The organism is Solimonas aquatica (assembly GCF_900111015.1).
GTDB lineage: Bacteria > Pseudomonadota > Gammaproteobacteria > Nevskiales > Nevskiaceae > Solimonas > Solimonas aquatica.
Genome location: NZ_FOFS01000015.1, coordinates 13,639 through 37,785 on the forward strand (window position 1 = coordinate 13,639; position 24,147 = coordinate 37,785).

Genomic DNA, 24,147 nt, shown 5'->3' on the forward strand with positions numbered 1-24,147 from the left:
GCGCGCATGCGCCGGCGCTGGCTGCTGCTCCTGCCGGTGGCAGCGGCGCTGCTCGCTGCTTTCCGGCCCGCGGCTTACGATCCCACTGCGGCGGCGCGCGCCGAGAAGGCGCGCGGCCGCATCGGCAATGTGCTCGCGCACATTCCGCCGCAGTGCTACACCGACACCCAGGGCCGCGCCAATCCCTGCTGGGTCTGCCACAGCGGCGCCACGCGCGCCAATGGCATCGACGACTGGCAGCTGCAGGCCGATTACGCCTTCAATGCCCTGGGCCGCGAGAATCACTGGCGCAATCTGTTCGTGGATCGCCGCGCGCCCATCGCGCAGATCCGCGACGCCGAGATCCTGCGCTATGTGCGGCAGGACAACAGCGTGGGTTTGCGCGAGGCCTTGCTGCAGCTGCCGGCGGCGCAGCGGCCGCGCTGGATTCCCGATCTGGACTGGTCGCAAGGCTTCGATGCGCAGGGCTGGGCGCGCGATGGCAGTGGCTGGCGCGCGTTTCGCTACCAGCCCTTTCCCGGCAGTTTCTGGCCCGCCAATGGCAGCAGCGATGATGTGTTGATCCGCCTGCCGCCCGCGTTTCGCCGCGATGCGCAGCAGCAGGAATCGCGCGCCGTGTATGCCCTGAATCTGGCGCTGCTGGAAGCGGCGGTGGCGGTGCCGGACACGCGCGAGGCGGCGCAGCTGCAGCGCGCGGTGGAAGCCGTGGACGAGCGCCTGCTGGGTTTCGATCTGGACGGCGATGGCCGTCTGGATTTCACGCAGCGCATCCAGCGCCTGCCGCCGCATTACGCGGGTGCGGCTGGCGACGTGGTCTTGGAGCGCTATCGCTATCCGGTGGGCACGGAGTTTCTGCACAGCCTGCGTTACCTGGACCCCGATGCGGCCGACATGCGCGCCACGCGCTTCAAGGAGCTGCGTTACGCGCGCAAGATTTTTGCGCTGGACGCGGCGCACACGCAGCTGCGTGATGCGCAGGAGGCTCGCGAGCAGACGGCCGGCGGCTGGCCCTACTTCGGCGGCGATGCCTTCAGCGGCATCTTCAGCGAACGCGGCTGGCAGCTGCAGGCCTATATCGAGCAGGCCGACGGCCGCCTGCGCCTGCAGACGCGCGAGGAACAGATGAGCTGCATGGGCTGCCACAGCGGCATCGGCATCACCGTGGACGCCAGCTTCGCGCTGCCGCGCAAGCCGCCGGGCGCGGCGGGCTGGGGCTATCAGTCGCTGGCCGGGCTGCAGGATCGTCCGCAGGCCGGCAGCCGCACGCCGGAGTACGCGCTGTATCTGCGGCGCGCCGGCGCGGGCGACGAGTACCGCAACAATGCCGAGCTGCTGAGGCGCTATTTTCCGAATGGCGCGCTGGATACGGCCGCGCTGCGCCGCATCGCGGTGGGTGGCGATCAGGATATTCGCACGCTGCTGCTGCCCAGCCGCGAACGTGCGCTGGCCCTGGACAAGGCGTATCGGACGCTGGTGCGCGAACAGTCCTTTGCGCTGGGACGCGAGGCGCCGCTGCAGCCGCCGGCGTATCTGCTGCGCCAGATCAAGGAATCCCGCACCGGACTGCGCGAGGCTGACGATCGTGTCTTTCGCGATGCGCGCCTGTGGCTGGAATGGGACAGCGGCGATGCGCGGTCGCCATGACCATGACCGGGATCATGGCCATTTCGACATATCGATAGCATCATAGGCGCTGCCAGCCTTTGCGCTGGCCTTTTTCCATCCACCACGTTCTGCGCCCTCGGGGGCCTCAGGAGACGGGTCATGAGCCATCGTTGCGATCGTCGTCAATTTCTGAAAACGGCTACGGCCGTGTTCGCCACCGCTGCCAGCGGCGGCCTCTTGCTGAGCCCGGCCGCGCAGGCCGCGGACAAGGTCGCGGTCAGCGATCCCGCCGCCGTCGGTCTGGGTTACACCGAAGACGCCGGCAAGATCGACGCCAAGAAGGAAACCATGTTCAAGGCCGGCTCCGCCTGCGCCAACTGCATGCTCTACGCTGCAGCCCAGGCCGCTGGCGGCTACGCGCCCTGCGGCGCCTTCGGCGGCAAGCTGGTCAACGCCAAGGGCTGGTGCCGCGCCTACGCGAAGAAGGCCTAAAAGCTTTCGCTTCGCTTGCGCTCGCTCATGGCCGCTATCATGCGGCCATGAGCGAGATGCCCCATGCGGCGCACGGCCGCATCATTGAATCCGAGTTCCGTCCCCATCCCTGGCTGCGCGGGCCGCATGCGCAGACCCTGATTCCCAGCCTGCTGCGACCGCTGCCGGCGCTGGATTTTTCCATCGAGACCCTGGAGCTGCCCGACGGCGACTTCGTGCGCCTCGGCTGGTGCGGCGCGCCGGAGGCCTCACGCGTCGCGGTGCTGGTGCATGGCCTCACCGGCGGCTTCGACTCCAAGTATCTGCGTGGCCTGGCGCTGCTGCTGGTGGCGCAGGACTGGCGCGTGGCGATGCTGGAACTGCGCGGCGGCGGCGAGCTGCCCAATCGCAGCGCCCACACTTATCACCATGGCGACACCGGCGATCTGCGCTTTCTCTGGCAGCAGCTGCAGGCGCGCGCGCCGCAGCGGCGCATCGCGGCGGTGGGCTGGTCGCTGGGTGCCAACGTGCTGCTCAAGGCGCTGGGCGAGGAGGGCGCGCGCTCGCCGGTGGATGTGGCGGTGGCGTCCTGCGCGCCGTTTCTGCTGCAGCCCTGCGCGGAAAAGCTCGGCACCGGTTTCGCGCGCGTGTACCAGCGGCACATCATGAAAGGTCTGCACGAGCTGGTGCGGCGCAAGCACGCCAGCGTGCAGCTGCCGGCCGGTGTGGACGTGGCAGCGGCGCTGCGCGCGCAGGATTTCTTCGCGTTCGATGATGCCTACACCGCGCCGCTGCACGGCTTTGCCGATGCCCGCGATTACTACGCGCGCTGCCAGTGCGGGCCGTATCTCAAGCGCATCGAAACCCCGACCCTGATCATCAATGCCCGCGATGATCCCTTCATGGTGCGCGGTCTGCTGCCGCGCGCCGAAGCGCTGGCGCCGGCCGTGACGCTGGAGCTGACGCAGCGCGGCGGCCATGTCGGCTTCGTGGCGCGTGCCCGCAACGGCGGCCTGGATTACTGGCTGGAGCGGCGCATCGCGCAGTGGCTGGAGCAGGCGCTGCCGGCCTGAGGGTGCTCAGGGCGCAGGCGGATTCAGATAGGCCTGGCGGATCAGGCGCCCGCAGGCGGCCGAATCCACGTAAGCGCTGAGGCTGTGATCCTCGCGCACCAGCAGACCGTAGAACTGGCGGCTGGCATCGATCCAGGGATAGAAGCCGAAGGCGCCGGGGCTGCTGTAGCTGCCATCGTCTTCCACCCAGTGGGCGATCGAGTAACGCCAGTGCATGCTGGTCGGCACCGGCGTGTACTGCGCCGTGCAGCTCTTCTTCGCGGGCACCGGCGTGCTGTGGTCCTCCCAGGCGCACACCGAGTTGCTGCCCAGCAGACTGCTGAGTTTGAGTGTGCCGCGCAGCAGCTTCTGCAGAAACACCGCGTAATGCGCTGCATCGCTCAGGCCGCCACCGCCCGGCTGCGGACTGTCGAAAGCGGTGCCGAGCTCGCTGCCGAGTCTGGCATTGAGTTCCGTGCCCAGCTGCGCGCTGTTGGCGCTGCCCAGGCCCAGATCGAGCGCCGCGTATTTCTGCAGATGACCGGCGTCGTAGTAAAAGTAGCCGATGCTTCCCGGGGTCTGCCGATCATTGATCCCGGCCTGGAAGCATTGCCCGACCGTCAGCGCCGCCTGTGTGGCGGCATTGCTCCGGGTGCAGGAGGTGTAGGACTCGTTGCGGTAACCGCTGAGCATGCGCGTGGCCTGCAGATCGGCGGCGGTGAGCACACCGCCATGCAGTTCGGCGACATAGGCGCCGAACCACCATTTGCTGGCCGAGGCGATCAGCAGGCCTGTGCTGCGCGCATACGTCGTTTCGGACTGCGGCGAGCCTTCGCCGACGATCAGTCCCGTGCCGTCGCCGACTTCCCACCAGAACGGCTGAATCTTCTGGCAGGCCTTCTGGTTCAGGGCGGCGTTGCGCGCGGCGGCGATGCGTGTCGACTGGGTTTGCGCGCCTGCGCCCTGCGTCAGCAGCAGGCACAGCAGCGTCAGCCAGGTGGCGGCATGGGCGCGGCTCACGGGCTGAGGCCCGTGGCGTACGCCTTGCGGCTCAGACGCCCGCCATACACGGACGCGGCATAGGTATTGGCGCTGCGGTCGTGACCGGCGATCAGGCCATAGCTGCTGCGGCCGGCGCTGATCCAGGGATGGAAGCCGAAGAAGCCGGCGCTGCTGAACGCGCCGTCGCCGACCTTGGGATCGTCTTCCACCCGGTGGCCCCGCAGCACCGCCGTCAAACCCGCCGCTATCCCCGTTTTCAAGTGCCGCTCCCCGTGCCGCGTGATGGTTGATTGCTGAGACAAGGCCCGAGCTGCTTTGTCCCAGGCTCCGGCGCTCAGCTTCGCAGCAGAGGCTTCAGGAAGCGCGCCGTGTGCGAGCGCGCCACCTTGCAGATGTCCTCGGGCGTGCCCTGCGCGATGATCTCGCCGCCGCCGGCCCCGCCTTCGGGGCCGAGGTCGAGAATCCAGTCGGCGCGTTTGATCACGTCGAGATTGTGTTCGATGATCACCACGGTGTTGCCGTGATCGCGCAGACGCTCCAGCACGCGCAGCAGCTGCGCCACGTCGTGGAAGTGCAGGCCGGTGGTGGGTTCATCGAGGATGTACAGGGTCTGGCCGGTATCGCGCTTGGACAATTCCTTGGCCAGCTTCACGCGCTGCGCCTCGCCGCCGGAGAGCGTGGTCGCGTTCTGGCCGAGCGTGATGTAGGACAGGCCTACATCCATCAGCGTTTCCAGCTTGCGGGCAATCGCCGGCACCGGCTTGAAGAAGGCCAGGGCTTCTTCCACGGTCATGCCCAGCACCTCGTCGATGCCCTTGCCCTTGTAGCGGATCTCCAGCGTCTCGCGGTTGTAGCGGCGGCCCTTGCAGGTATCGCAGGTGACGTAGACGTCGGGCAGGAAGTGCATCTCCACCTTGATCACGCCGTCGCCCTCGCAGGTTTCGCAGCGTCCGCCCTTGACGTTGAAGCTGAAGCGCCCGGCCTCGTAGCCGCGTGCGCGCGACTCCGGCACGCCGGCGAACAGCTCGCGGATCGGCGTGAACAGCTGCGTGTAGGTGGCCGGATTGCTGCGCGGCGTGCGGCCGATGGGCGACTGATCGATGTCGATCACCTTGTCCAGCTGATCCAGGCCGTCGATGCCGTCGCAGCTCGCATACTGCGTGGAGGCGGCATTGAGCGTGCGCGCGGCATAGCCGTAGAGCGTGTCGTTGATCAGCGTGGACTTGCCGGAGCCCGAGACGCCGGTGACGCAGGTGATCAGGCCCAGCGGAATTTCCGCGCTGACGTTCTTCAGATTGTTGCCGCGTGCGCCCCGGATGGTGAGATGCTTGCCGGGCTGGCGCGGCGTGCGCAGATCGGGCACTTCGATGCGTGCGCTGCCGGAGAGATAACGGCCGGTGATGGAGTTCTTGTTCTTCTCCACCTGCTTGGGCGTGCCCTCGGCCACCACTTCGCCGCCATGCACGCCGGCACCGGGGCCGATGTCCACGACATGATCGGCGTGGCGGATCGCGTCTTCATCGTGCTCGACCACGATCACGGTATTGCCCAGATCGCGCAGGCGGAACAGGGTCTTGAGCAGGCGCTCGTTGTCGCGCTGGTGCAGGCCGATGCTGGGCTCGTCCAGCACATACATCACGCCCACCAGGCCGGCGCCGATCTGCGAGGCCAGACGGATGCGTTGCGCCTCGCCGCCGGACAGGGTTTCCGCCGAGCGCGCCAGCGTCAGGTAGTCCAGGCCCACGTTGTTGAGAAACCCGAGGCGCGCGCCGATCTCCTTGATGATCTTGTCGGCGATGGCCTGCTTGTGGCCGGGCAGCTTGAGCCTGGCGAAGTGCTGTTCGGCCTCGCGCACCGAGAGATTGGTGATGGAGGGCAGATTGCGCTCGGCCACGAACACATGGCGCGCACTGCGGTTGAGGCGCTCGCCGCCGCAGTCGGGGCAGGGCTTGTTGCTGAGGTACTTGGCCAGCTCCTCGCGCACCGCGTCGGATTCGGTTTCGCGATAGCGGCGCTCCAGGTTCGGGATGATGCCTTCGAACTTGTGCGTGCGCGTCTGCAAGCGGCCGCGCTCGTCGGGATACTGGAAGGCCAGCTTCTCCTCGCCGCTGCCGTAGAGCAACACGTTGCGCACCTTCTCGCTGAGCTTGGCGAAGGGCTTTTCCGGATCGAAGCGGTAATGCGCGGCCAGCGACTTGATGAAGTGCCAGTAATAGGGATTGCGCTTGTCCCAGGAGCGGATCGCGCCGTCGGCCATCGACAGCTCGGGATTGGCGACCACGCGCTCGGCATCGAAGACCTGCAGCTGGCCCAGGCCATCGCAGCTGGCGCAGGCGCCGTGCGGGGCGTTGAAGGAGAACAGGCGCGGTTCCAGTTCCGGCAGCGAGTAGCCGCAGTGCGGGCAGCTCATCTTCGAGGAGAAGCTCAGCGGCGCGGCGCTGCCGCTGTGCGGCACCACATAGGCCAGGCCCTCGGAGAGGCGCAGCGCGGTTTCGAAGGATTCGGCCAGGCGCTGCTGCAGATCGGCGCGCACCTTGAAGCGGTCCACCACGATTTCCACGTCGTGCTTGAGCTTGCGGTTGAGCGTGGGAATCTCGTCCAGTTCGTAGACCTTGCCGTCCACGCGCACGCGCACGAAGCCCTGCGCGCGCGCCTGCTCGAACCATTCCAGATGCTCGCCCTTGCGGCCGCGCACCACCGGCGCCAGCAGCAGCCAGGCGGAGTCGGCGGGCAGGGCCAGCACCTGGTCCACCATCTGCGACACCGACTGTGCCTCCAGCGCGACATCGTGGTCCGGGCAGCGCGCGGTGCCGACGCGGGCGTAGAGCAGGCGCAGGTAGTCGTAGATTTCGGTGACGGTGCCGACCGTGGAGCGCGGGTTGTGGCTGGTGGATTTCTGCTCGATGGAAATCGCCGGCGACAGACCTTCGATGGCGTCCACGTCGGGTTTGTCCATCTGCCCGAGGAACTGGCGCGCGTAGGCGGACAGCGACTCCACATAGCGGCGCTGGCCCTCGGCATAGAGCGTGTCGAAGGCCAGGGAGGATTTGCCGGAGCCGGACAGGCCGGTGATCACCGTCAGCTTGTCACGCGGCAGGTCCAGGGAGATGTTCTTGAGATTGTGCGTGCGGGCGCCGCGGATGCGGATCGTGTCCATGCCAAAGCAAGGGTTGAGGGCAGCGGAGTACTATATGCGGACGCGGGCCTGCGCTGCAGGATGGATTTCACCCGGTCCATGACTCGTGACTGGCAAGCGTTTTGCGCCGCGGTTCCCATCGATACGCATCCCAACCGGTAAAATTGCTGACATGAACGCTCTTGAATGGCGGGCGACCGCAGCCTTGTCGCTACTGCAGGCCTTGCGCATGCTGGGCATGTTCATGATTTTGCCGGTGTTCGCCCTGTATGCCGAACACCTGCCGCAGGCCGCCACGCCGATGCAGGTGGGCCTGGCGATCGGTTTGTACGGTTTGGTACAAGCCTGTCTGCAAATCCCCCTGGGTATGTGGTCGGATCGCATCGGCCGCAAGCCGGTGATCGTGCTGGGCCTGGTGATTTTTTCCGCAGGCAGCTTCATCGCCGGACACGCCGAGGAAATCCACTGGATTCTGCTCGGGCGCGCGGTGCAGGGCGCCGGCGCCATCTCCGGGGCGGTCTCGGCCCTGCTCTCGGACGTGACGCGTCCCCAGGTGCGCACGCAGGCGATGGCGGTGATGGGCGCCGGCATGGGCCTGGCCTTCGTCATCGCGCTGATTCTCGGGCCCATCGTCAGCGGCCTGATCAATGTCGATGGCATCTTCGATCTCACCGGCGTGCTGGCCCTGCTGGCGGTGCCGGCGGTGCTGTTCCTGGTGCCCGACGTGCCGGTGATGAAGACCCAGCGCGAAGGCCTGATGAAAACCCTGCTCGACGGCCAGCTGCTGCGCCTGGACGGCGGCGTGTTCATGCTGCATGCGACCATGACCATGCTGTTCATCGCCGCGCCGCAGGCCCTGGTGGACACCCTGCATCTGCCCAGCGCCCAGCACTGGCAGGTCTATCTGCCGGTGCTGCTGCTGTCGCTGCTGCCGGTGTTTCCGCTGATCCGGCGCATCGAGGCGCGCGGCGCGGTCAAGCGCGCCTTCCTCGGCGCCATCGGGCTGCTGGCACTGGCCCTGCTCACCGCCTCGGAGCTGCATGGCAATGCCATCGGTCTGTGGCTGGCCCTGTTCCTGTTCTTCGCCGGCTTCAATTATCTGGAAGGCACGCTGCCCTCGCTGATCTCGCGGCGCGCGCCGCCCGAGCACAAGGGCGCGGCCCTGGGCGTCTACGCCAGCAGCCAGTTCCTGGGCGGCTTCATCGGCGGCACCCTGGGCGGTTTCGCCAGCGGTCACTGGGGCGTGGGCGGCACCTTCGCGGTGGCCGCCTGCCTGCCGCTGATCTGGTTCACCTTCGCGGTGACCCTGCAGCCGCCGCCCTCGCTGCGGCATCTGCAGTCCAGCTCCGGCCACTGAACGCACTGCCCCAGGGCGGTGCGGTCTGGCTTTATGGTCTAATGCGCGCTCTGCCGGCGCGGTAGGCGTGCCGGAACACTCGAAATGGGAGGCACCATGGCTCGCGGCGTCAATAAAGTCATTCTGATCGGCAATCTCGGCAAGGACCCGGAGGTCCGCTACTTTCCCAGCGGCGATGCGGTGGCCAATGCCACCATTGCCACCACGGAAACCTGGAAGGACAAGCAGAGCGGCGAGCAGAAGGAAGCCACCGAGTGGCATAACGTGGTGTTCCCCGGCAAGCTCGGCGAGATCGCCGGCAAGTATCTGAAGAAGGGCTCCAAGGTCTACGTCGAGGGCTCCCTGCGCACCCGTTCCTACGACAAGGACGGCCAGAAGCGTTACGTCACCGAGATCCGCGTGCAGGACATGCAGATGCTCGATGGCAAGCCGGGCGGCGGCTCGGCGAGCATGGGCGAGGAGCGCGGCAGTTACTCGGCGCCATCTCCCTCGCGCAGCAGTGCCCCGGCGCGCAGCGCCGCGCCGGCACCGGCGGCCGACGCGCCGTTCGAGGACGACGATATTCCGTTCTGAACAACGGCAGGCACAAAAAAACCGCGCGCAGCTTCTGGCTGCGCGCGGTTTTTTATGAAACTTCAGTGCCGGTAACCCTTCACCCGCACCTTGAAGTCCATGGCCGGGCCGGGCGTGGGCGCAGTCTTGGTCTTGAGCGTGTAGTTCTCCGGCTCCAGCGCCAGATCCAGCTTGTAGAACACGCGCGCCATCGACAGCGCGATCTGCACTTCCGCCAGGCTCTTGCCCAGGCAGGTGTGCGGACCGCGGCCATAAGGCGAATAGGCGCCCGGCGCCATGTGTTCGGCGCGCGGCTTTGCGTAGCGGTCGATGTCGAACTTCATGGGCTCGGGGAAATATTCCGACATGAAATGCGGCACCGAGGTGCCGATGTAAATCATCTCGCCGGCCTTGATCTGATGGCCTTCGAAGACGAAGTCCTTGGTCGCGCAACGCATCTGCGCCACCGCGATCGGATACAGGCGCATGGTCTCCATGATCGCGCCCTGCAGTGAAGGAATGCGCTTCATCAGCGCGGTTTCGTCGATGTTGTCGCCGCCGGCGAACAGCTCATCGACTTCCTTGAGCACACGCGCCTTCACCTCGGGGTGCTTGAGCACGGTGTAGACGATGGCGGCAGTGGTGTTGGCCACGGTGTCCAGGCCGGCGACATAGGGACCGGTGAGCGAGACGATCAGATCGCTGGCCGGCATCACCTCCGGCGTTTCCTTGTGCGCGGCGTAGATGTCATCGATCAGATTGCGTTCCGCCTCGGGCACTTTGCCGTAGCGGCGCTTGGCCTGCTCGATCATCTGGTAGCCGAGTTCGAAGACCCGCGCCTTGGCCTTTTTGTATTTCGGGCGCTTGAGCAGAATCTTCGGACGCTGGCGGGTGACCAGCACATTGAGGATGTGCAGGATGGTGGTGCGTATGTCCTTCACGTACTCAAGCGGTGCAGCACCGGTGAGAATGGTGCCGAGCTGGTCCACCACCATGTATTGCATGCCTTCCACCACCGGCACCAGCTGGCCCACTGGCCAGTCGCGCGTGAAGCAGCGGTCGGTGATCGCGAGCAGCTCCTGGTAGCGGCCCTTGATGGATTCCTTGGAATAGCCGTTGCGCATGATGTCGCGAAGCTGCTTGTGGGCTTCGCCGTCGACACCGGTGAGCGTGCGCGTGGCGCCGTATTCGGCCACCAGGCCTTCCCAGAATTCCTTGGAACGCAGGCATTCCTTGCCTTCACGGGTGCCGAGAAAATTCGCCGCTTCCACACCGGCGATCAGCACATAAGGATTGCCCAGCACGTTCAGGCGGCACACCGGCCCGTACTGGCGGTAGCAGTTCACAAAGAACTGCGCGGGATCGCGCGCCATGGCCAGCACGCTGCCCAACCAGGGCAGGCCACGGACTTTCGGCGTCGGACGCAAGGGCAGGGAATCGGCGGCGATGTTCACGGCGGCTGTCCAATAAATGAGTCAGGCCCTCTTGTAGCAGAGGAACTTAACCCCCAACTCCTCCGGTCGGAGGAGGCAGGAACCTGATTGCGAAGCCGGACTGGCATGGCGCTCGCGTAAGACTGGTCCTTGGGCAAGGAAGTGAAGATGAAGATCCGGATCTGGGCGACATTCGTGCTGACGCTGGCGGCGGCCACCGGCGGCATCCTTTATTTCCACCATCTCAAGATGCAGGAGAACCGCGAGCTGGCGCGGGTGGCGCCGCCGCCGGCCGAGCCCGCGCAGCCCCGGCCACAGCCGGACTATCCGGTGCCGCCGCCGCCAGCCGACGCGCCGCCGCTGCCGGCGCTCAACGACAGCGACAGCCGCGTACTCGCCGCCGTCATGGCCTTGTTCGGCCAGCAGCGGCTCTTGCCCCTGCTCCTGCCCCAGGAGCTGGTGCGCCATTTCGTGGTCACGGTCGACAGCCTCGACGGTGAGGCGGTGCAGCTGCGTGATCGTCCGCTGCGCAATGTGCCGGGCCTGCCGCTGGTGGGGCGCAGCGAAGCGGGCCTGTGGTGGAGCCCGGACAACGTCCGTCGCTATCAGCCCTATGTCGCGCTGTTGCAGGCCGCCGAGCCGGCGCGGATGGTGGATGTCTATTTCCGGCATTACCCCTTGTGCCAGGCCGCCTATCAGCAGCTGGGCTATCGCGGCCGCTCCTTCAACACGCGGCTGGTGGGCATCATCGATCACCTGCTCGCCACGCCGGTCGTCGAAGGTCCGATCGAGCTGGTGCGGCCCAAGGTGCTCTACGAGTTTGCCGATCCGAACCTGGAGGCCTTGTCCTGGGGCCAGAAGACCTTGCTGCGCATGGGGCCGGACTACGCGGCGATCGTGATGGCGAAGCTGCGCGCCATCCGCGCCGAGATCATCAGGCGCGGCCAGCAGCAATAGCGGCGCATGGTTCATGTGCAGTTCATCTGCGCGGGGCGCGGCGCTGCTGCGAGCACTGGTGGCCCGCGCGGGGCGATGCGATGATTTCGTGCAGATTCCTTCCGGAGCGCCCATGAGCAGGATATTCGCCGGCATCGCCTTGAGCGGCAGTGTGCTTCTGCTCCATGCCTGTGCCACGCACGCGCCCGCCGCCGACGATGGCCTGGAGAAGAAGCTGGCGCAGCAGGGGTATCGCCAGGACGGCAGCGTGCAGCGCATCCAGAACTACCGCATCGACGGCTGGAACTTTGTCGATGACACCCATCTGGTGTTCACGGCCGGGCCCTCGCGGGACTATCTGATCACCACCCTGACGCCGTGCACGGCGCTGCGCGGTGCCGATCAGATCGGCTTCACCAGCACCGGCCAGGAGGTCACCACCCTGGACAAGATCGTGGTGCGCGCCATCGGCTTCACCGATCAATGCCCGATCAAGGCCATCGATGAACTCAAGCGCGTGAAGAAGGAAAGCAAATGAGGAAGCGCTTCGCGCCCGCCGCCGGCCTGCTGCTGAGCGCGCTGCTCAGTGCCTGCGCCGCCGTCACGCCTTATCAGCCGCTGCATGATGGCTACGGATATTCGGCGCAGCTGATCGAGAGCAATCGCTACCGGGTCAGCTTCGCCGGCAGCTCGGCCACCCCGCGCCAGACCGTCGAGAACTACATGCTCTATCAGGCCGCCGAGCTGACCCTGCGCAGCGGCAGCGACTATTTCATCATCGCCGGCGGCGGTACGCAGAGCAGCGGCAGCAATGCGCCCACGCTGAGCTTCGGTTTCGGCGGCTTCAGCTTCGGCGGACACGGTGGCGTGGGCATGGGCGTGGGTACCAGCACCGGCGGCGGCCAGCAGCTGCAATACACGGCCAGCGCCGACATTCTGGTGTTCAAGGGCAAGAAGCCGGACAACAATCCGCAGGCTTTCGATGCGCGCGAGGTGAAGGCCAATCTCGAAGCGCAGATCCAGCGTCCGCCGGCAGCCGCTGCGGCACCGTAAGCAGGGCACACGCGCTCACGACCCTGACGCGGGCTGGTATCGTTGCGCCCCCTTTTTTGGATTGCGCAGCGTCATGAGCCACTTGCCCGCGGAAGAACTCCATTACCTTGATGTCGGCGGCACACGCCTGGCTTATCTGCAGCGTGGCAAGGGCCCGCTGCTGCTCTGCGTGCATGGCTTTCCGGATACGGCCTACAGCTTCCTGCCGGTGCTGGAACGTCTGGCGACGGCCGGCTATCACGCGGTGGCGCCATTCCAGCGCGGCTACGCGCCGAGTGCGCTGGCGGCCGACGACGATTACCGCGCCGTCACCCTGGCGCAGGATCTGCTGGCCCTGATCGAGGCGCTGGGGCAGGGCCGCGCGGCGGCCGTGGTGGGCCACGACTGGGGCAGCGTCGCGGCGCAGCTGGCGGCCAAGCAGCGGCCGGAAGCGATTGCGCGCCTGGTGCTCTGCGCGGTGCCGCATCTGCGCCGCTTCTTCCTGTTTCCCAGTCTCAGACAGATCGCGCGCTCGCATTACATCTTCCGCTTCCAATTGCCGCGCTGGCCGGAAGCCGCGCTGGGTCGCGAGGATCACGCCTGGCTGGAGCAGGTGCTGATCCGGCGCTGGTCGCCGGGCTGGCATTACCGCGAGGCGGATCTGGCGCCGGTCAAGGCCTGCCTGCGGGATCCGCAGCGGCGTCGCGCGCTGCTGGCCTATTACCGAAACCTGCCCGGCGCGCTGCTGGATTCCGCGCAGCGGCGGCTGGTGATGGCGCCGATTCCGCAGCCCACACGGATGATTTACGGCACGGACGACGGCTGCATCGGCGCGGAAATGTTCGATGCCCAGGAGCAGCTGTTTCCCGGCGGACTGCAGCTGTGCCCGGCGCCGGGCATGGGACATTTCATGCAGGCCGAGAATCCAGCCTGGTTTGCCGAGCGGGTGCTGGAGTTTCTGCGCGCCTGAAGCGCTCAGGACTCCGCTTCGGGCGTTTCGGGCGGGGCCGGCGTTTCGCGGCGCAGCTGATCCAGGCGCCGCCGGGCTTCGGCGGCCTCGGCCTCGTCGCGCTGCTTCTGGGCCTTGCTGCGTCCGAAGCGCAGGCGATTTTCCGCCGCCTGCTTTTCCGCGGCTTCACGATTTTTCTGCTTGCGGAATTTGTTGAGATTGACGACGTCGCTCATGGCAGGTTGCCGGAATCCCCGACGGGTGAGGGTTTCGCCGCAGATCTTGATACAAACCGATACAACTTGCCCGGCGTTCGTGACTGCAGGCAGGAGCCGGGCTCATTACGATTTTGCTCAGGGCCACCCTCCACAGTGGATTGCTGCCTCAATCCCACTCACGGCCCTCCGTCGCTACCCCTGGTGACGGGTTGTGCCGAGCCCCGGTTCCCCTACCGGGGCTCGGTTTTTTGGGGAACGCAAAGCAGGCGTGCGCGGCGGCTGACGTGGCCTGTCGGCAAGGGCTGACAGGTGGGTCGGGGCCGGCCCCGATGTGGCGAAGGCGGCCGTTTTCGACAATGGGCTCATGGACCTACATGAGGGACCGCAGATGTCGACGAACCAGCCCAGCGCCACGCCTATTCCGACCCGCCCGCTACGCCAGTGGCCGGTTGGCGTCCGTCTGCGCTTCAATCCCGAGGCTCAGTTCAATGAACACTACGAGCCCCTGCGCGGCCGGCCGGTGCTGGTGCTGTCCGAGCTGCAGCTGATCGGCCCCAGCAAGGGCCAGTACTCCTGGCGCCAGCAGGTGCTGTCGCTGAGCACCTGCAAGGTGGGCTGGGCGCGTCCCGATCAGCTCGACCTGCTGCTCGACGAGCAGGAGCGCGAGGCTTACTGAGGCCCGCAGCCTTCGTTTCATTCCTGGCCGTCAGGCTCCCTGAGTGCCTGGCGGCCTGGTTCCTTTTTCCTGTCGCTGCACCGTTCCGCCCGGCGCGGGCTGATGGCAGGGTCCGGCCTCGCGTCACGGCCGCCAGACCCGCAGGCGCGCGCAATTCACGGATAGGTTCTAAGCTTGCCCTTCCCCCGTTTGTTTCCAGGAGTCGGGCTTGAACCAGCACACCAAAAAGATCCTGATGGCCGCACTGCTGTCGGCTGGCGTTTCCGCGCTGCCGGCGCTGGCGCAGAGCGGCAGTCCCGCCGCCGATGAGAAAGCGCCGGCCCTGAAGCATTCCAGCGCCGCCGGCGACATCGAATGGCGGGCCTGGGCCCAGCAATATCTGCAGGGCGTGAAGCCCGACGAGGCGGTGGCCAATGCCGAGTCGCGCGGTGCCATCGGCAATGGCATCGATGCCATCGACGCGGCGCGCGAGGTCTGGACCGCGCAGTACGGCGCCGCCGCCGTGGCGCATCAGGAACCCTTCCGCTCCTATCGCAAGAACAATCTCTGGCTGGTGGCCAGCCGCGCCAGCAAGGGCGAGCTGGGCAAGGGCCTGATCGCGGTGCTGGACCGCGACAGCGGACGCGTGTTGCGCGTGGAGCGCGGCCAGCAATAGGCGCTGACGCGCCGGTCCAGGCCAAGTCAGGCCGCGGCCTGACGCCTGCGCTCGATCAGCTGGTAGGCGGCGGTGATCTCGCGGGTCTTCTGTTCCGCGACTTCCCGCATGGTCTCCGGCAGGCCCTTGGCCGCCAGCTTGTCGGGATGGTTCTGGCTCATCAGCAGCCGGTAGGCCTTCTTCAGCTCCGCATCGGAGACGCCGGGTGGCACGCCCAGCACCTGATAGGCGTCGGCCAGCTGCTGCTCGGCATTGGTCCCGCCCTGCTGACCGCGCAGCAGCGCTTCCAGGCGCTGCAGCTCGGCCGGCGGCAGGCCCAGGCCGCGGGCGATGCGCAGCAGCAGCGCGTGTTCGGCCTCGTGCAGCTGGCCATCGGCGGCGATGGCCGAGAGCTGCACCTGCAGGAACATCTGCAACAGGAACGGCTGACCGCGCGCCGCCTGTGCGAAGCGGGCGACTTCGGCGTCCAGATCGAAATCCGCAGCCTTGCCGCGATTGAAAGCCTGCTGTGCCGCCGCGCGGGCATCGCCGTGCAGGTGCAGGCGGTCGAAGATCTGCTCGGCGATCCGGATCTCTGCTTCGCTGACCCGGCCGTCGGCCTTGCACACCGCGCCCATCACCGCGAAGGTGCTGTTGAAGAACTGGTTCTGCAGCTCGCCCAGGCCGCGCACCACGCGCAGCTGCAGGCGTGGGGCCAGGAAGTAGCCGAGCAGCGCTCCGATGAGCAGTCCGGTCCAGCCGTAGACGAAGAAGCCGATGAGACCGGCAATGATGACGAGCGCGTTCATCCGCCGATTTTAGCGTGCCTCGCGCAGCCTCGACGCCAGCTTTCGGCGCAGGGCATGATGCGCGCCCCATGCCAGCGCTGCCACGCGAATTCTATGATCGGGACACCACGCTGGTGGCCCGTGAACTTCTCGGCAAGCTGCTGGTGCATCGGCTCGGCGATGAAACACGCATCGGCCGCATCGTTGAAACCGAAGCCTATCTGGGACCGCACGATCTGGCCGCGCACAGCGCGCGTGGCCTCACCGAACGCACCCGCGTGATGTTCGGTCCGCCCGGACATGCCTATGTGTATCTGATCTACGGCATGCATCACTGCTTCAACGTCGTCACGCAGGCCGAGGGCCATGCCTCGGCAGTGCTGATCCGCGCGCTGGAGCCAGTGCAGTCCCTGAGCCTGCGCGCGCAGGGGCCCGGCCTGCTGTGCAAGGCCATGGCCATCGACCGCAGTCACAACGGCGTGGATCTGTGCGGCGCGTCGTTGTACATCACGGCGGAGCAGAACCCGCCGCCACTGCGCATCGTGCGCCGGCCGCGCATCGGTGTGGACTACGCCGGCGTCTGGGCGCGGCGTCTGCTGCGCTTCTACATCGCCCGCAATCCGCATGTCTCCAAGCCGTGAATGCCCGGGCTGTCTTTCATCGCCGCCGCCAAGCTGATTGAATAGACGCCGGGCCGATGAGGGGTGATGCGATGCGAACGAGCGGCATGGTGGTGGCGCTGCTGATGTACGGCTGCAGCCTGTCGGCGGCGGCGCAGGCGCCAGTGCTGCGGCCGCAGCTGCAGCAGAGCGTGCAGCAGGCCAATACCCTGATCGCCAATCGCAGTTATGCCGATGCCCTGCATCGCCTGGAGACGGCCGAAGGCCTGGGGGATCTCAGTCCCTTCGAGTACTACACCATCCATCATCTGCGCGGTCTGGCGGCGATGGGGCTCGACGACAAGCCGGCCGCGATCCGCGCCTTCGACGCGGTGCTGCGCGCAGGCTATACCCCGCAGGCCGAGAAGCAGCAGACGCTGGAGACCCTGGTCAAGCTCAGCCGGGCCAGCGCGGATCAGGCCAAGGTGATCGAGTACGCCCAGCTCTATGCCGATGGCGGCGGCACGCAGCCGGAGATTCTGCTGGCCTTGCCGCAGGCCTACTACGAAACACGGCAGTACGCACGTGCCGCCGAGCTGGCGCAGTCGCAGATCGCGCACGCGCAGGCTGCCGGCGTCAAACCCGGCGAGGCGCTGTTGCGGCTGGCGGCCGCCAGCGCGCTGATGCAGAAGGACGCCACCGCCTACACCGCCGCTCTCACGCAGCTGCTGCGCGACTATCCCTCGGCCGAGTACTGGCAGAAGCTGCTGGCCGCGCGTCTGCAACCGGCAGCGTACTGGGATCCGCTGGCGCTGCAGATCGATCGTCTGCGCTACGCCACCGGTGCGATGCAGAGCCCGGACGATTACCTGTTCGCCGCGCAGCGCGCGCTGCAGGCCGGATTTCCCGCCGAGGCCGGGCAGTATCTGCAGGCCGGTTATGCCGCCCGGCAGCTGGGCCAGGGTGATGCCGCCGGCCGCCACGAGCGGCTCAAGGCGCGGGTGCAGGCGCAGCTGCAGGCCGATGCGGCCGAGCGCGAACGTCTGGAACACGAAGCCCTCGCGCAGCGCGATGGCGAGGCCTTGCTGCGCCTGGGCCTGCGCCGCGTCAGCCTGCACGATTACGAAAGCGGCCTGGCCCTGATGCGGCAAGGCTTGGCCAAAGCGGCGCTGCGCGACGCGCAGCAGGCGCAGCTGCAGCTGGCTTATGCGCAGCTGCAGGCGGGACAGAACAAGGAAGCGTCAGCGACGCTGCGCGGCATCCAGGGCAATGCGCAGCTGCAGACCCTGGCGCAACTCTGGCTGCTGCGCGTGGAGCTGGGTGGCTGACGGGGTGATGCAAAACTCGCTTTGCATCACCTCGTGCTTGGCACCGGGATGTTCGGGAGCGTAGAAAAGCCGCGCCTTTTCGTCAGCGAGCGGCAAAAGGTCATGGATGACCTTCTGCATCACCTTGTTAATCGTCGCGCGTGCGCAGGGCGTTGGCCATGCGGTACATGGGATGGCGCAGAATCTGCCGCACTTCCTCGCTGGCATCCACGGCCTGCAGCGCGGCTTCCATGCAGGCCAGCCACTGATCGCGTTCGGCGCGGCCGATGGCGTAGGGCGCATGGGCATGGCCCAGGCAGACGCTGCCGTACTTCTGGTAATACAGCCGAGGTCCGCCCAGCCAGCCGGACAGATACTCGAAGAGTTTTTCCTTGATCTCCGCCAGCGACTCGCCGTGCATGGCGCGGATGGTGGCGGCTTGCGGCAGCGCATCCATGGCATCGTAGAAAGCATCGGCCAGCGCGCGCACGGCGGCCTCGCCGCCGAGCATCTCGTAGGGCGTGGGCGGTGCGGGCTGGACTTTGGCGGCGGCTTCGGACATCGCGCGATTTTCGGCTGCCGCGTGCGGTCGCGGCTTGACGCCGGTCAGTGCAACGGCGATGGTGAGGACAGCTGCGCTTCAGTCGGCGTTCATTCACCGGCCACGCGCGCGCTTTAAAATCCGGCTTCGCCTGATTCCGGGATTCGTCTGTCGTGCGACTCGCCCTGCTTTTGCTCCCTCTGCTCTGCGCCGCCTGCAGCACGGCTGCCTATCGCACGCCCGGCGGGCCGGCGCCGCTGGCGGACATCGGCCGCAGCGAGGCGCAGCTGCTGATCGCGCAGCCGCCTTCGCCGCGCTTTCCCGTGCGGCTGAGCCTGGTGCGGGTGCAGGCGCCCGCCTACCAATCCTTCTCCGGCAAGGCGCTGGGGAGCGGTCGCTACTCGGTGCTGCCGGTGCCCGGGTTGCCGGATGCGCAGCCTTTGGCCGCCGTCGCAAGCTGGCCGAAAGTCGCCGCCGCCGCGCCGCTGGATCTGACGCTGCTGCCCTCGCGTCTGGAGTCCCTGGAAGATCTGCGTCTGGCCGCAGCCAAGACCCAGGCCGACGTGCTGATGGTCTACACCCTGGACACCGCTTTTGCGCGGCACGGCGAGCCTTATGCACCGCGCGCCGAACTCAAGCTCGACCCCAAGTCGCCGCCGCAGGATCTGGTGATCCAGTCGCAGGCCCTGGCGCTGTTCATCGATGTGCGCACGGGCTATCAGTACGCGCAGGTGCAGGCGCGCACGCAGCTCGGCGAGCTGACGGCGGCTCTGGCCAGCGCTGCGGCGCTGGACGACAAGCGCCGCGAGGCCGAGCAGGCGGCTTTTGCGGCGCTGCTGCAGCAGGCCCAGCAGGCCTGGAACGGCATCGCCAGCCGCTACGAGTATGCGCAGCTGGCTCCGGCCGGCCAGCCTTGAGCATCGCGCGGCGAACTTCGCCGCGCCGCTTCGTTCCAAGCTGCGATCAGTTCTTCGCATGACCGCAAAAAACCATTTCATGCTGCCGCGATTCCTTCTGTTGCTGACGCTCCTGCTCGGAGGCGCGGCGCAGGCTGCCACGCCCGCGCCCTTCGATCTGGCAGGCCCCACGCTGGATGTGGTGATCACGCGCGGCAAGATGATTCTGCCGGCGTCGGAAGTGCCGAATCTGGCCGAAGGCGACCGCATCTGGATCCGGCCCGAGTTTCCCGCCACGCAGTCGGCGCACTATCTGATGGTGGCGGCGTTCTTGAGTGGCTCCACCAATCCGCCGCCGGAGAGCTGGTTCTTTCCCTGCAAGACCTGGACGGGACGCTGCGCGCGCGAAGGCCTGAGCGTGACCGTGCCCAAGGGCGCGCAGCAGGCGCTGATCTTCCTGGCGCCGGAGACCAGCGGCGACGTCAAGGGCATCGTCGATGCCGTGCGCGGCCGGCCGGGCGCCTTCGTGCGCGCCACGCAAGATCTGAATCAGGCGACGCTGGATCGTTCGCGTCTGGAGCGCTATCTGGAAGTGGTGCACGCACTGGAGCCCGGCGATCCGGCGGTGCTGCGGCAGGTGGCGCCGCTGCTGGCGCGCAGTCTGGCGATCAAGGTCGATGACAAATGTCTGGACAAGATTCCGCAGCTGCAGGCGGCCTGCCTGACGCAGGGGCAGGAAGCGCTGATTCTCAACGACGGTCACAGCATGTCGATCGCAGCCACGCTCACCACCGGTGTCGCCGCCGATCTGGTGATGGCGGTGAGCGCCACGCCGGAGCTGGGTTACGGCGTGTACAGCCCGTACATCGCCTCGGTGCTGGATCTGGTGCGCATCTTCGATTCCTTCCGCACCGCCACCTACCAGTACATCCCGGCGCTGACCTCGCACAAGAACGGCAAGCTGGCGCTCACACTCAACACGCCGCCCTCGTTTCACGCGCCGATGTCGGTGATGGTGGTGGCGCTGCCGGCCATCGACAAGCCGCATCTGCCGCCGCTGCGCGCGGTGAATCCCGCCGACATCTACTGCGCCAGCCGTGACGATCTGGTGCTGCCGGTGGAAGGGGCGCCGCTGGCCTTCTCCACACGCTATGCGCACGACATCACGCTGACCCTGCAGGGCAAGGACGGCAAGACCGTGCGCCTGCCGGCCTGGGCCGATGCCGCGCAGGGCGGTTATGTGGTGAACACCGCGAATCTGAAGAACGTCGACCTGGGCGACAGCGTGCGCGGTTCGCTGCAGGGCTACTGGGGCTTCGTGCCCTACGAAGGGCCGGGTTTCACGCTGCGCAATGCGCGCGCCAATGCCTGGGCACTGGCACAGGGCGACGAGGACGCGCTGGTGGTGGGCCGTCCCGACACCGTGCATCTGCGTTCCGACAACGCCAGCTGCGTGGACAACATCATGCTGCGCGATCCTTCCGGCAAGGAGCTCAAGGCCGAGTGGAAGCCGCTGCAGGCCGGCGTGGTGGAAGTGAAGCTGCCGCTGCAGGACGCGCGGCCCGGCGAGATGACCCTGCTGATCCGTCAGTCCGGACTCAATGATCCGCATCCGCTGCCGATCCAGGTGTTTGCCAGTGCCGCGCGTCTGGATGCCTTCCAGATTTACGCGGGCGACACGCAGGGCACGCTCAAGGGTCAGCGCCTGGATCAGGTGGCGAGCCTGACGCTGAACAGGCTGACGTTTCTGCCGGGCGAGCTGCAGACCGGTGCCGGCGGCGATCAGCTGAGCCTGGTGGCGCAGGACGCGCAGGCCGCCGGCGAGCTCAAGCCCGATGCCAGCGCACCCGCGCGCGTCACGCTCAAGGACGGCCGCGTGCTGAGCATGAACGCCAGCATCGATCCGCCGCGTCCGCGCGTGAGCCTGATCGGCAAGAACGTGTCGGCCTCGGCCTCGGCCGGACACAGCGGAATTCAGGCCGGCAGCGGCGATCAGCTGCCGCAGGATGCGCGGCTCACCTTCTCGATCCGCGCGCAGACGCCGGCCAGCTTCGGCCGCGAGCTGTTCGTGGAAGTGGCCACCGAGGATGAAAGCTTTCTCAGCACCCTGAGCCTGGCCAACGGCGGCATCAAGCTGGAGAACAACAAGGTGGCGCTGCTGAATCTGGAGCCGGCGCAGGCCTTCGGCTTCTCCGCCTTCGGACCGCTGAAGTTCCGCCCGCGCATCGGCGGCATCGCCGGCGACTGGCAGCCGCTGGCGCATCTGGTGCGCCTGCCGCAGCTCAAGACCCTGCTCTGTCCTGCCGACACCACGCGTGCCTGCAAGCTCTCCGGCTCGGATCTGTTCCTGATCGACTCGCTGTCCGGGCAGGCTGATTTCAGCCAGGCGGTGACCGTCTCCGACGGTTTTCCCGGCAGCAGCCTGCCGGTGCCGCATCCCAGCGAGGGCCGGCTCTACCTGCGCCTGCGTGATGACCCCTCGGTGATCAATGCCGTGACGCTGGAGGCGCAGACGCTGCCGGCGCCGGATGCCGCCGCCGATCCGGCAGCGGGCAAGCCTTAGAACTGATCCGTGAATTGCACAGGCCAGCGCGCGCAAATCACGGATCAGTTCCGGGTGGCGCGCTGGCCGCAGTGGCTGAGCTGCGCACTGCTTCTGCTGCTGGCGGCCTGCAGCGCGCCGGTGCCGCAGGAGCGCGTGGCCGAGCAGGCGCTGGAACTGCGCAGCGCCGACGGTCCGCTGCGCGGCGGCGTGCTCGACGGTGTCGCGGTGTTCAAGAACATCCCCTATGCGGCGCCGCCGGTGGGTGCGCTGCGCTGGCGGCCGCCGGCGCCGGTGCAGCCCTGGCAGGAACCGCGCGAGGCGCGCCGTTACGGCAACGACTGCTGGCAGAACCGCAAGTCCTGGGATCGCGCCATGTCCGCGCAGCCGATGAGCGAGGACTGCCTGTATCTCAACGTCTGGACACCGCTGCCCCTGCGCGGCGACAAGCTCCTGCCGGTGATGGTCTGGATCCACGGCGGCGCCTATGCCAGCGGTTCGGGCAGCTCGCCGCTGACGGTGGGCGACCGCCTGGCGCGGCGCGGCGTGGTGCTGGTCACGCTCAACTACCGGCTCGGGCGCTTCGGTTTCTTCGCGCATCCGGCGCTGAGCGCGGAAAGTCGCGAAGGGCCTTTGGGCAATTACGGGTTGATGGATCAGATCGCCGCACTGCACTGGGTGCAGCGCAATATCGCGCGCTTCGGCGGCGATCCTGCGCGCGTGACGATTTTCGGTGAATCCGCCGGCGGCGATGCGGTGCATCAGCTGATGCTCGCGCCACCGGCGCGTGGTTTGTTCGCCGCCGCCATCAGCCAGTCCGGCGGAGGTCGCGCGCTGCTGCCCCGGCTGCGCGAGGATCAGCCGGACCTGCCTTCGGCGCAGACCCTGGGCCAGCGTTTCGCGCAACGCGCCGGTGTGCACGGCGAGGATGCCGCCGCGCTGCGTGCGCTGCCGGCCGCCACGGTGCTGGGTGATCTGAGTCTGATCGAATGGGACCGGCAGGCCTGGACCGCAGTCTGCATCGACGGCCAGCTGGTGCAGGGCGATGTGCTGGAGGGCTATGCCGCCGCACGCCAGGCGCATGTGCCGCTGCTGCTGGGCAGCAATGGCGATGAGCTGGGCGCGCTGCCGCGTTTCGTGCTGCGCGCGATGAACCAGCTGCTCACGCCGCGCTTCGGCGCGCAGCTGCCGCAGCTGATCGCCGCCTATCCCAGCGCCGAGGCCTACGAGCGCAATCTGAGCAGCGACTTCGGTTTCGTGGAGCCGGCGCGCCGCATTGCGCGCCATGCCTCGGCGCGCCAGCCGGTGTTTCTGTATCGCTACGACTATGTGCCGCAGGCGCAGCGTGGCAAGTGGCGCGGTGCGCCGCATGCCTCCGATGTGGCCTACATCTTCGGCTATCCCGAAGCCGCCGATGCCGATGTCAGCGAGCAGGATCGCGCCCAGGCCAGCCTGATGGGCGAGCTGTGGACCGCGTTTGCGCGCCAGACGCAGCCGGCGGCGGCGCAGGCCACGCCCTGGCCGGCGTATCAGCGCGATGACGATCGCGTTTACGAAATCTCCGCGCAGGGCACCCGGCTGCTGCCGGCGGGCGCGCCCTGGCTGGAGGCCATTGCCCGCTACGCGCAGCCGCGCGCGCCTTGAGCGCGCCGCGGCTTACTCGCCGGCGGCGAGACTCAGCTGCATGTTCACCGGCAGCTTGAGCTGCTCGAACAGCATCGCGCGCAGGATGCGCCGCTGATCGTTCTCCACCTCGGCGGCGGCAATCTCATTGAGCTGCGCCTGAATCTGCGCGCTCTCGGTATCGCTCACCGGTTTGAGCAGCCACTGCTCCTGGCTCGTGCCGCTCAGGCGCACGCTGTACAGCGCGCCGGCGACGAACAGCTCGCGCGCCAGGCGCGGCGCCTGATCAGCCGGCGGCTGCAGTTCCTGCACCAGCTGCTCGCCGCCTTGTTCGTCGCGGCGATACAGGCTCAGCCGCGCGCCGGCCTTGGCGGGAAACACCAGGCCCTGCGCCGGAATGAAGATGCGCGCGGGATGCTGTTCATCGAGTGCGCGCATGAAGGCGGGACGGGTGGCTTCGCGGGTGGAGGCGAGTTCCGACCAGACCACCCGCGCCGAGCGCTCTTCGCCGCCGGCGGCCGGCAGGCTGCTGACGCCGGTGGCGGTGATCGGCGAGAAATGCGGTTTGCCGTCGCGCGAGATCCAGCTGACCATGGCCTTGCCGCTGATCAGCTTCAGGCTTTCGCAGGCATTGCTCATGAACACCGGCGAGGCCTCGCCTTCGTCGGATTTCACGCGCGCGCTTTTCTCGCCCACCACCATGCAGGACAAGGCCTGGGCCTGGCCGCTGGCCAGCAGACCGGCGCCGAGCAGCAGGGACGCGAGCAGACGCGCGGGCGTGGAGGGAAGCGTGTTCAT

General features: G+C 67.4%; 24 protein-coding genes. 16 read left to right on the forward strand and 8 right to left on the reverse strand.

Annotation, left to right across the window (positions count from 1 at the left end):
- Positions 1–6 precede the first annotated feature (6 nt).
- The 3 genes from BMY12_RS17210 to BMY12_RS17220 all read left to right on the forward strand — a co-directional run bounded on the left by BMY12_RS17210 (position 7) and on the right by BMY12_RS17220 (position 3,149).
- Complete coding sequence (locus tag BMY12_RS17210; RefSeq protein ID WP_093288985.1) at positions 7–1,644, forward strand: Aq_1262 family (lipo)protein; 1,638 nt, start codon at positions 7–9, stop codon at positions 1,642–1,644.
- A 120-nt stretch (positions 1,645–1,764) separates the two neighbouring features.
- Positions 1,765–2,097, forward strand: a complete 333-nt coding sequence (locus BMY12_RS17215; RefSeq protein WP_093288986.1) for a high-potential iron-sulfur protein — start codon at positions 1,765–1,767, stop codon at positions 2,095–2,097.
- A gap of 47 nt (positions 2,098–2,144) precedes the next feature.
- Positions 2,145–3,149, forward strand: a complete 1,005-nt coding sequence (locus tag BMY12_RS17220; RefSeq protein ID WP_093288988.1) for a hydrolase — start codon at positions 2,145–2,147, stop codon at positions 3,147–3,149.
- A 6-nt stretch (positions 3,150–3,155) separates the two neighbouring features.
- Here the strand turns inward: BMY12_RS17220 and BMY12_RS17225 are convergent, their stop codons facing one another.
- The 3 genes from BMY12_RS17225 to uvrA all read right to left on the reverse strand — a co-directional run bounded on the left by BMY12_RS17225 (position 3,156) and on the right by uvrA (position 7,287).
- Positions 3,156–4,148 (reverse strand): hypothetical protein, encoded by a 993-nt coding sequence (locus BMY12_RS17225; protein ID WP_093288989.1) that lies wholly within the window; start codon positions 4,146–4,148, stop codon positions 3,156–3,158.
- Positions 4,145–4,390: a hypothetical protein gene (locus BMY12_RS17230; RefSeq protein WP_143068992.1), complete on the reverse strand. Its 246-nt coding sequence runs from the start codon at positions 4,388–4,390 to the stop codon at positions 4,145–4,147. The genes BMY12_RS17225 and BMY12_RS17230 overlap by 4 nt, the downstream gene beginning before the upstream one ends.
- Positions 4,391–4,464: 74 nt before the next feature.
- Positions 4,465–7,287: an excinuclease ABC subunit UvrA gene (uvrA, locus tag BMY12_RS17235; protein ID WP_093288992.1), complete on the reverse strand. Its 2,823-nt coding sequence runs from the start codon at positions 7,285–7,287 to the stop codon at positions 4,465–4,467.
- Between the two features lie 151 nt (positions 7,288–7,438).
- On the opposite strand from uvrA, the gene BMY12_RS17240 reads away from it, so the two are divergent.
- Both BMY12_RS17240 and ssb read left to right on the forward strand, forming a co-directional pair.
- The gene (locus tag BMY12_RS17240; protein ID WP_093288994.1) at positions 7,439–8,623 is read left to right on the forward strand and encodes an MFS transporter; all 1,185 of its coding nucleotides are present in this window, start codon (positions 7,439–7,441) and stop codon (positions 8,621–8,623) included.
- Between the two features lie 96 nt (positions 8,624–8,719).
- Entirely contained in the window at positions 8,720–9,196 is a 477-nt protein-coding gene (gene ssb, locus BMY12_RS17245; protein WP_093289103.1) for a single-stranded DNA-binding protein, read from the forward strand.
- 62 nt (positions 9,197–9,258) lie between these two features.
- Here the strand turns inward: ssb and BMY12_RS17250 are convergent, their stop codons facing one another.
- Positions 9,259–10,629 (reverse strand): cytochrome P450, encoded by a 1,371-nt coding sequence (locus tag BMY12_RS17250; RefSeq protein ID WP_093288995.1) that lies wholly within the window; start codon positions 10,627–10,629, stop codon positions 9,259–9,261.
- 147 nt (positions 10,630–10,776) lie between these two features.
- On the opposite strand from BMY12_RS17250, the gene BMY12_RS17255 reads away from it, so the two are divergent.
- The 4 genes from BMY12_RS17255 (at position 10,777) to BMY12_RS17270 (ending at position 13,546) form a co-directional block, all read left to right on the forward strand.
- A complete protein-coding gene (locus BMY12_RS17255) occupies positions 10,777–11,565 on the forward strand; it encodes a DUF3014 domain-containing protein (RefSeq protein WP_143068993.1) in 789 nt (262 codons plus the stop codon).
- A 112-nt stretch (positions 11,566–11,677) separates the two neighbouring features.
- On the forward strand, positions 11,678–12,082 hold the full coding sequence (locus BMY12_RS17260; protein WP_093288999.1) for a DUF6491 family protein: 405 nt from the start codon (positions 11,678–11,680) through the stop codon (positions 12,080–12,082).
- The gene (locus BMY12_RS17265) at positions 12,079–12,597 is read left to right on the forward strand and encodes a CC0125/CC1285 family lipoprotein (RefSeq protein ID WP_093289000.1); all 519 of its coding nucleotides are present in this window, start codon (positions 12,079–12,081) and stop codon (positions 12,595–12,597) included. Before BMY12_RS17260 ends, BMY12_RS17265 begins: the two co-directional genes overlap by 4 nt.
- A gap of 73 nt (positions 12,598–12,670) precedes the next feature.
- Positions 12,671–13,546, forward strand: coding sequence for an alpha/beta fold hydrolase (locus BMY12_RS17270; protein ID WP_093289002.1), 876 nt, complete (start codon positions 12,671–12,673; stop codon positions 13,544–13,546).
- 5 nt (positions 13,547–13,551) lie between these two features.
- Here BMY12_RS17270 and BMY12_RS17275 read toward each other — a convergent pair whose 3' ends face one another.
- Entirely contained in the window at positions 13,552–13,761 is a 210-nt protein-coding gene (locus tag BMY12_RS17275) for a DUF4169 family protein (RefSeq protein ID WP_093289004.1), read from the reverse strand.
- A 370-nt stretch (positions 13,762–14,131) separates the two neighbouring features.
- On the opposite strand from BMY12_RS17275, the gene BMY12_RS17280 reads away from it, so the two are divergent.
- Together BMY12_RS17280 and BMY12_RS17285 are read left to right on the forward strand one after the other, a co-directional pair.
- Complete coding sequence (locus BMY12_RS17280) at positions 14,132–14,419, forward strand: hypothetical protein (protein WP_143068994.1); 288 nt, start codon at positions 14,132–14,134, stop codon at positions 14,417–14,419.
- 208 nt (positions 14,420–14,627) lie between these two features.
- Positions 14,628–15,074: an NTF2 fold immunity protein gene (locus BMY12_RS17285; RefSeq protein WP_093289007.1), complete on the forward strand. Its 447-nt coding sequence runs from the start codon at positions 14,628–14,630 to the stop codon at positions 15,072–15,074.
- A gap of 26 nt (positions 15,075–15,100) precedes the next feature.
- Here the strand turns inward: BMY12_RS17285 and djlA are convergent, their stop codons facing one another.
- On the reverse strand, positions 15,101–15,862 hold the full coding sequence (gene djlA, locus BMY12_RS17290; protein ID WP_093289008.1) for a co-chaperone DjlA: 762 nt from the start codon (positions 15,860–15,862) through the stop codon (positions 15,101–15,103).
- A gap of 68 nt (positions 15,863–15,930) precedes the next feature.
- Here djlA and BMY12_RS17295 point away from each other — a divergent pair, with 68 nt between their 5' ends.
- Entirely contained in the window at positions 15,931–16,482 is a 552-nt protein-coding gene (locus tag BMY12_RS17295) for a DNA-3-methyladenine glycosylase (RefSeq protein ID WP_093289010.1), read from the forward strand.
- A 71-nt stretch (positions 16,483–16,553) separates the two neighbouring features.
- On the forward strand, positions 16,554–17,768 hold the full coding sequence (locus BMY12_RS17300) for a hypothetical protein (protein ID WP_143068995.1): 1,215 nt from the start codon (positions 16,554–16,556) through the stop codon (positions 17,766–17,768).
- Positions 17,769–17,895: 127 nt separating this feature from the next.
- Here the strand turns inward: BMY12_RS17300 and BMY12_RS17305 are convergent, their stop codons facing one another.
- The gene (locus BMY12_RS17305; RefSeq protein ID WP_093289013.1) at positions 17,896–18,309 is read right to left on the reverse strand and encodes a group II truncated hemoglobin; all 414 of its coding nucleotides are present in this window, start codon (positions 18,307–18,309) and stop codon (positions 17,896–17,898) included.
- 152 nt (positions 18,310–18,461) lie between these two features.
- Here BMY12_RS17305 and BMY12_RS17310 point away from each other — a divergent pair, with 152 nt between their 5' ends.
- The 3 genes from BMY12_RS17310 to BMY12_RS17320 all read left to right on the forward strand — a co-directional run bounded on the left by BMY12_RS17310 (position 18,462) and on the right by BMY12_RS17320 (position 23,370).
- Positions 18,462–19,205 (forward strand): hypothetical protein, encoded by a 744-nt coding sequence (locus tag BMY12_RS17310; RefSeq protein ID WP_143068996.1) that lies wholly within the window; start codon positions 18,462–18,464, stop codon positions 19,203–19,205.
- Between the two features lie 79 nt (positions 19,206–19,284).
- Positions 19,285–21,747: a hypothetical protein gene (locus BMY12_RS17315; RefSeq protein WP_245732595.1), complete on the forward strand. Its 2,463-nt coding sequence runs from the start codon at positions 19,285–19,287 to the stop codon at positions 21,745–21,747.
- Positions 21,748–21,756: 9 nt separating this feature from the next.
- Positions 21,757–23,370 carry a carboxylesterase/lipase family protein gene (locus BMY12_RS17320; protein WP_093289016.1) on the forward strand — a complete coding sequence of 538 codons (1,614 nt, stop codon included), beginning with the start codon at positions 21,757–21,759 and terminating at the stop codon, positions 23,368–23,370.
- Between the two features lie 12 nt (positions 23,371–23,382).
- On the opposite strand, the gene BMY12_RS17325 is transcribed toward BMY12_RS17320, so the two are convergent.
- Entirely contained in the window at positions 23,383–24,147 is a 765-nt protein-coding gene (locus tag BMY12_RS17325) for a hypothetical protein (protein WP_093289017.1), read from the reverse strand.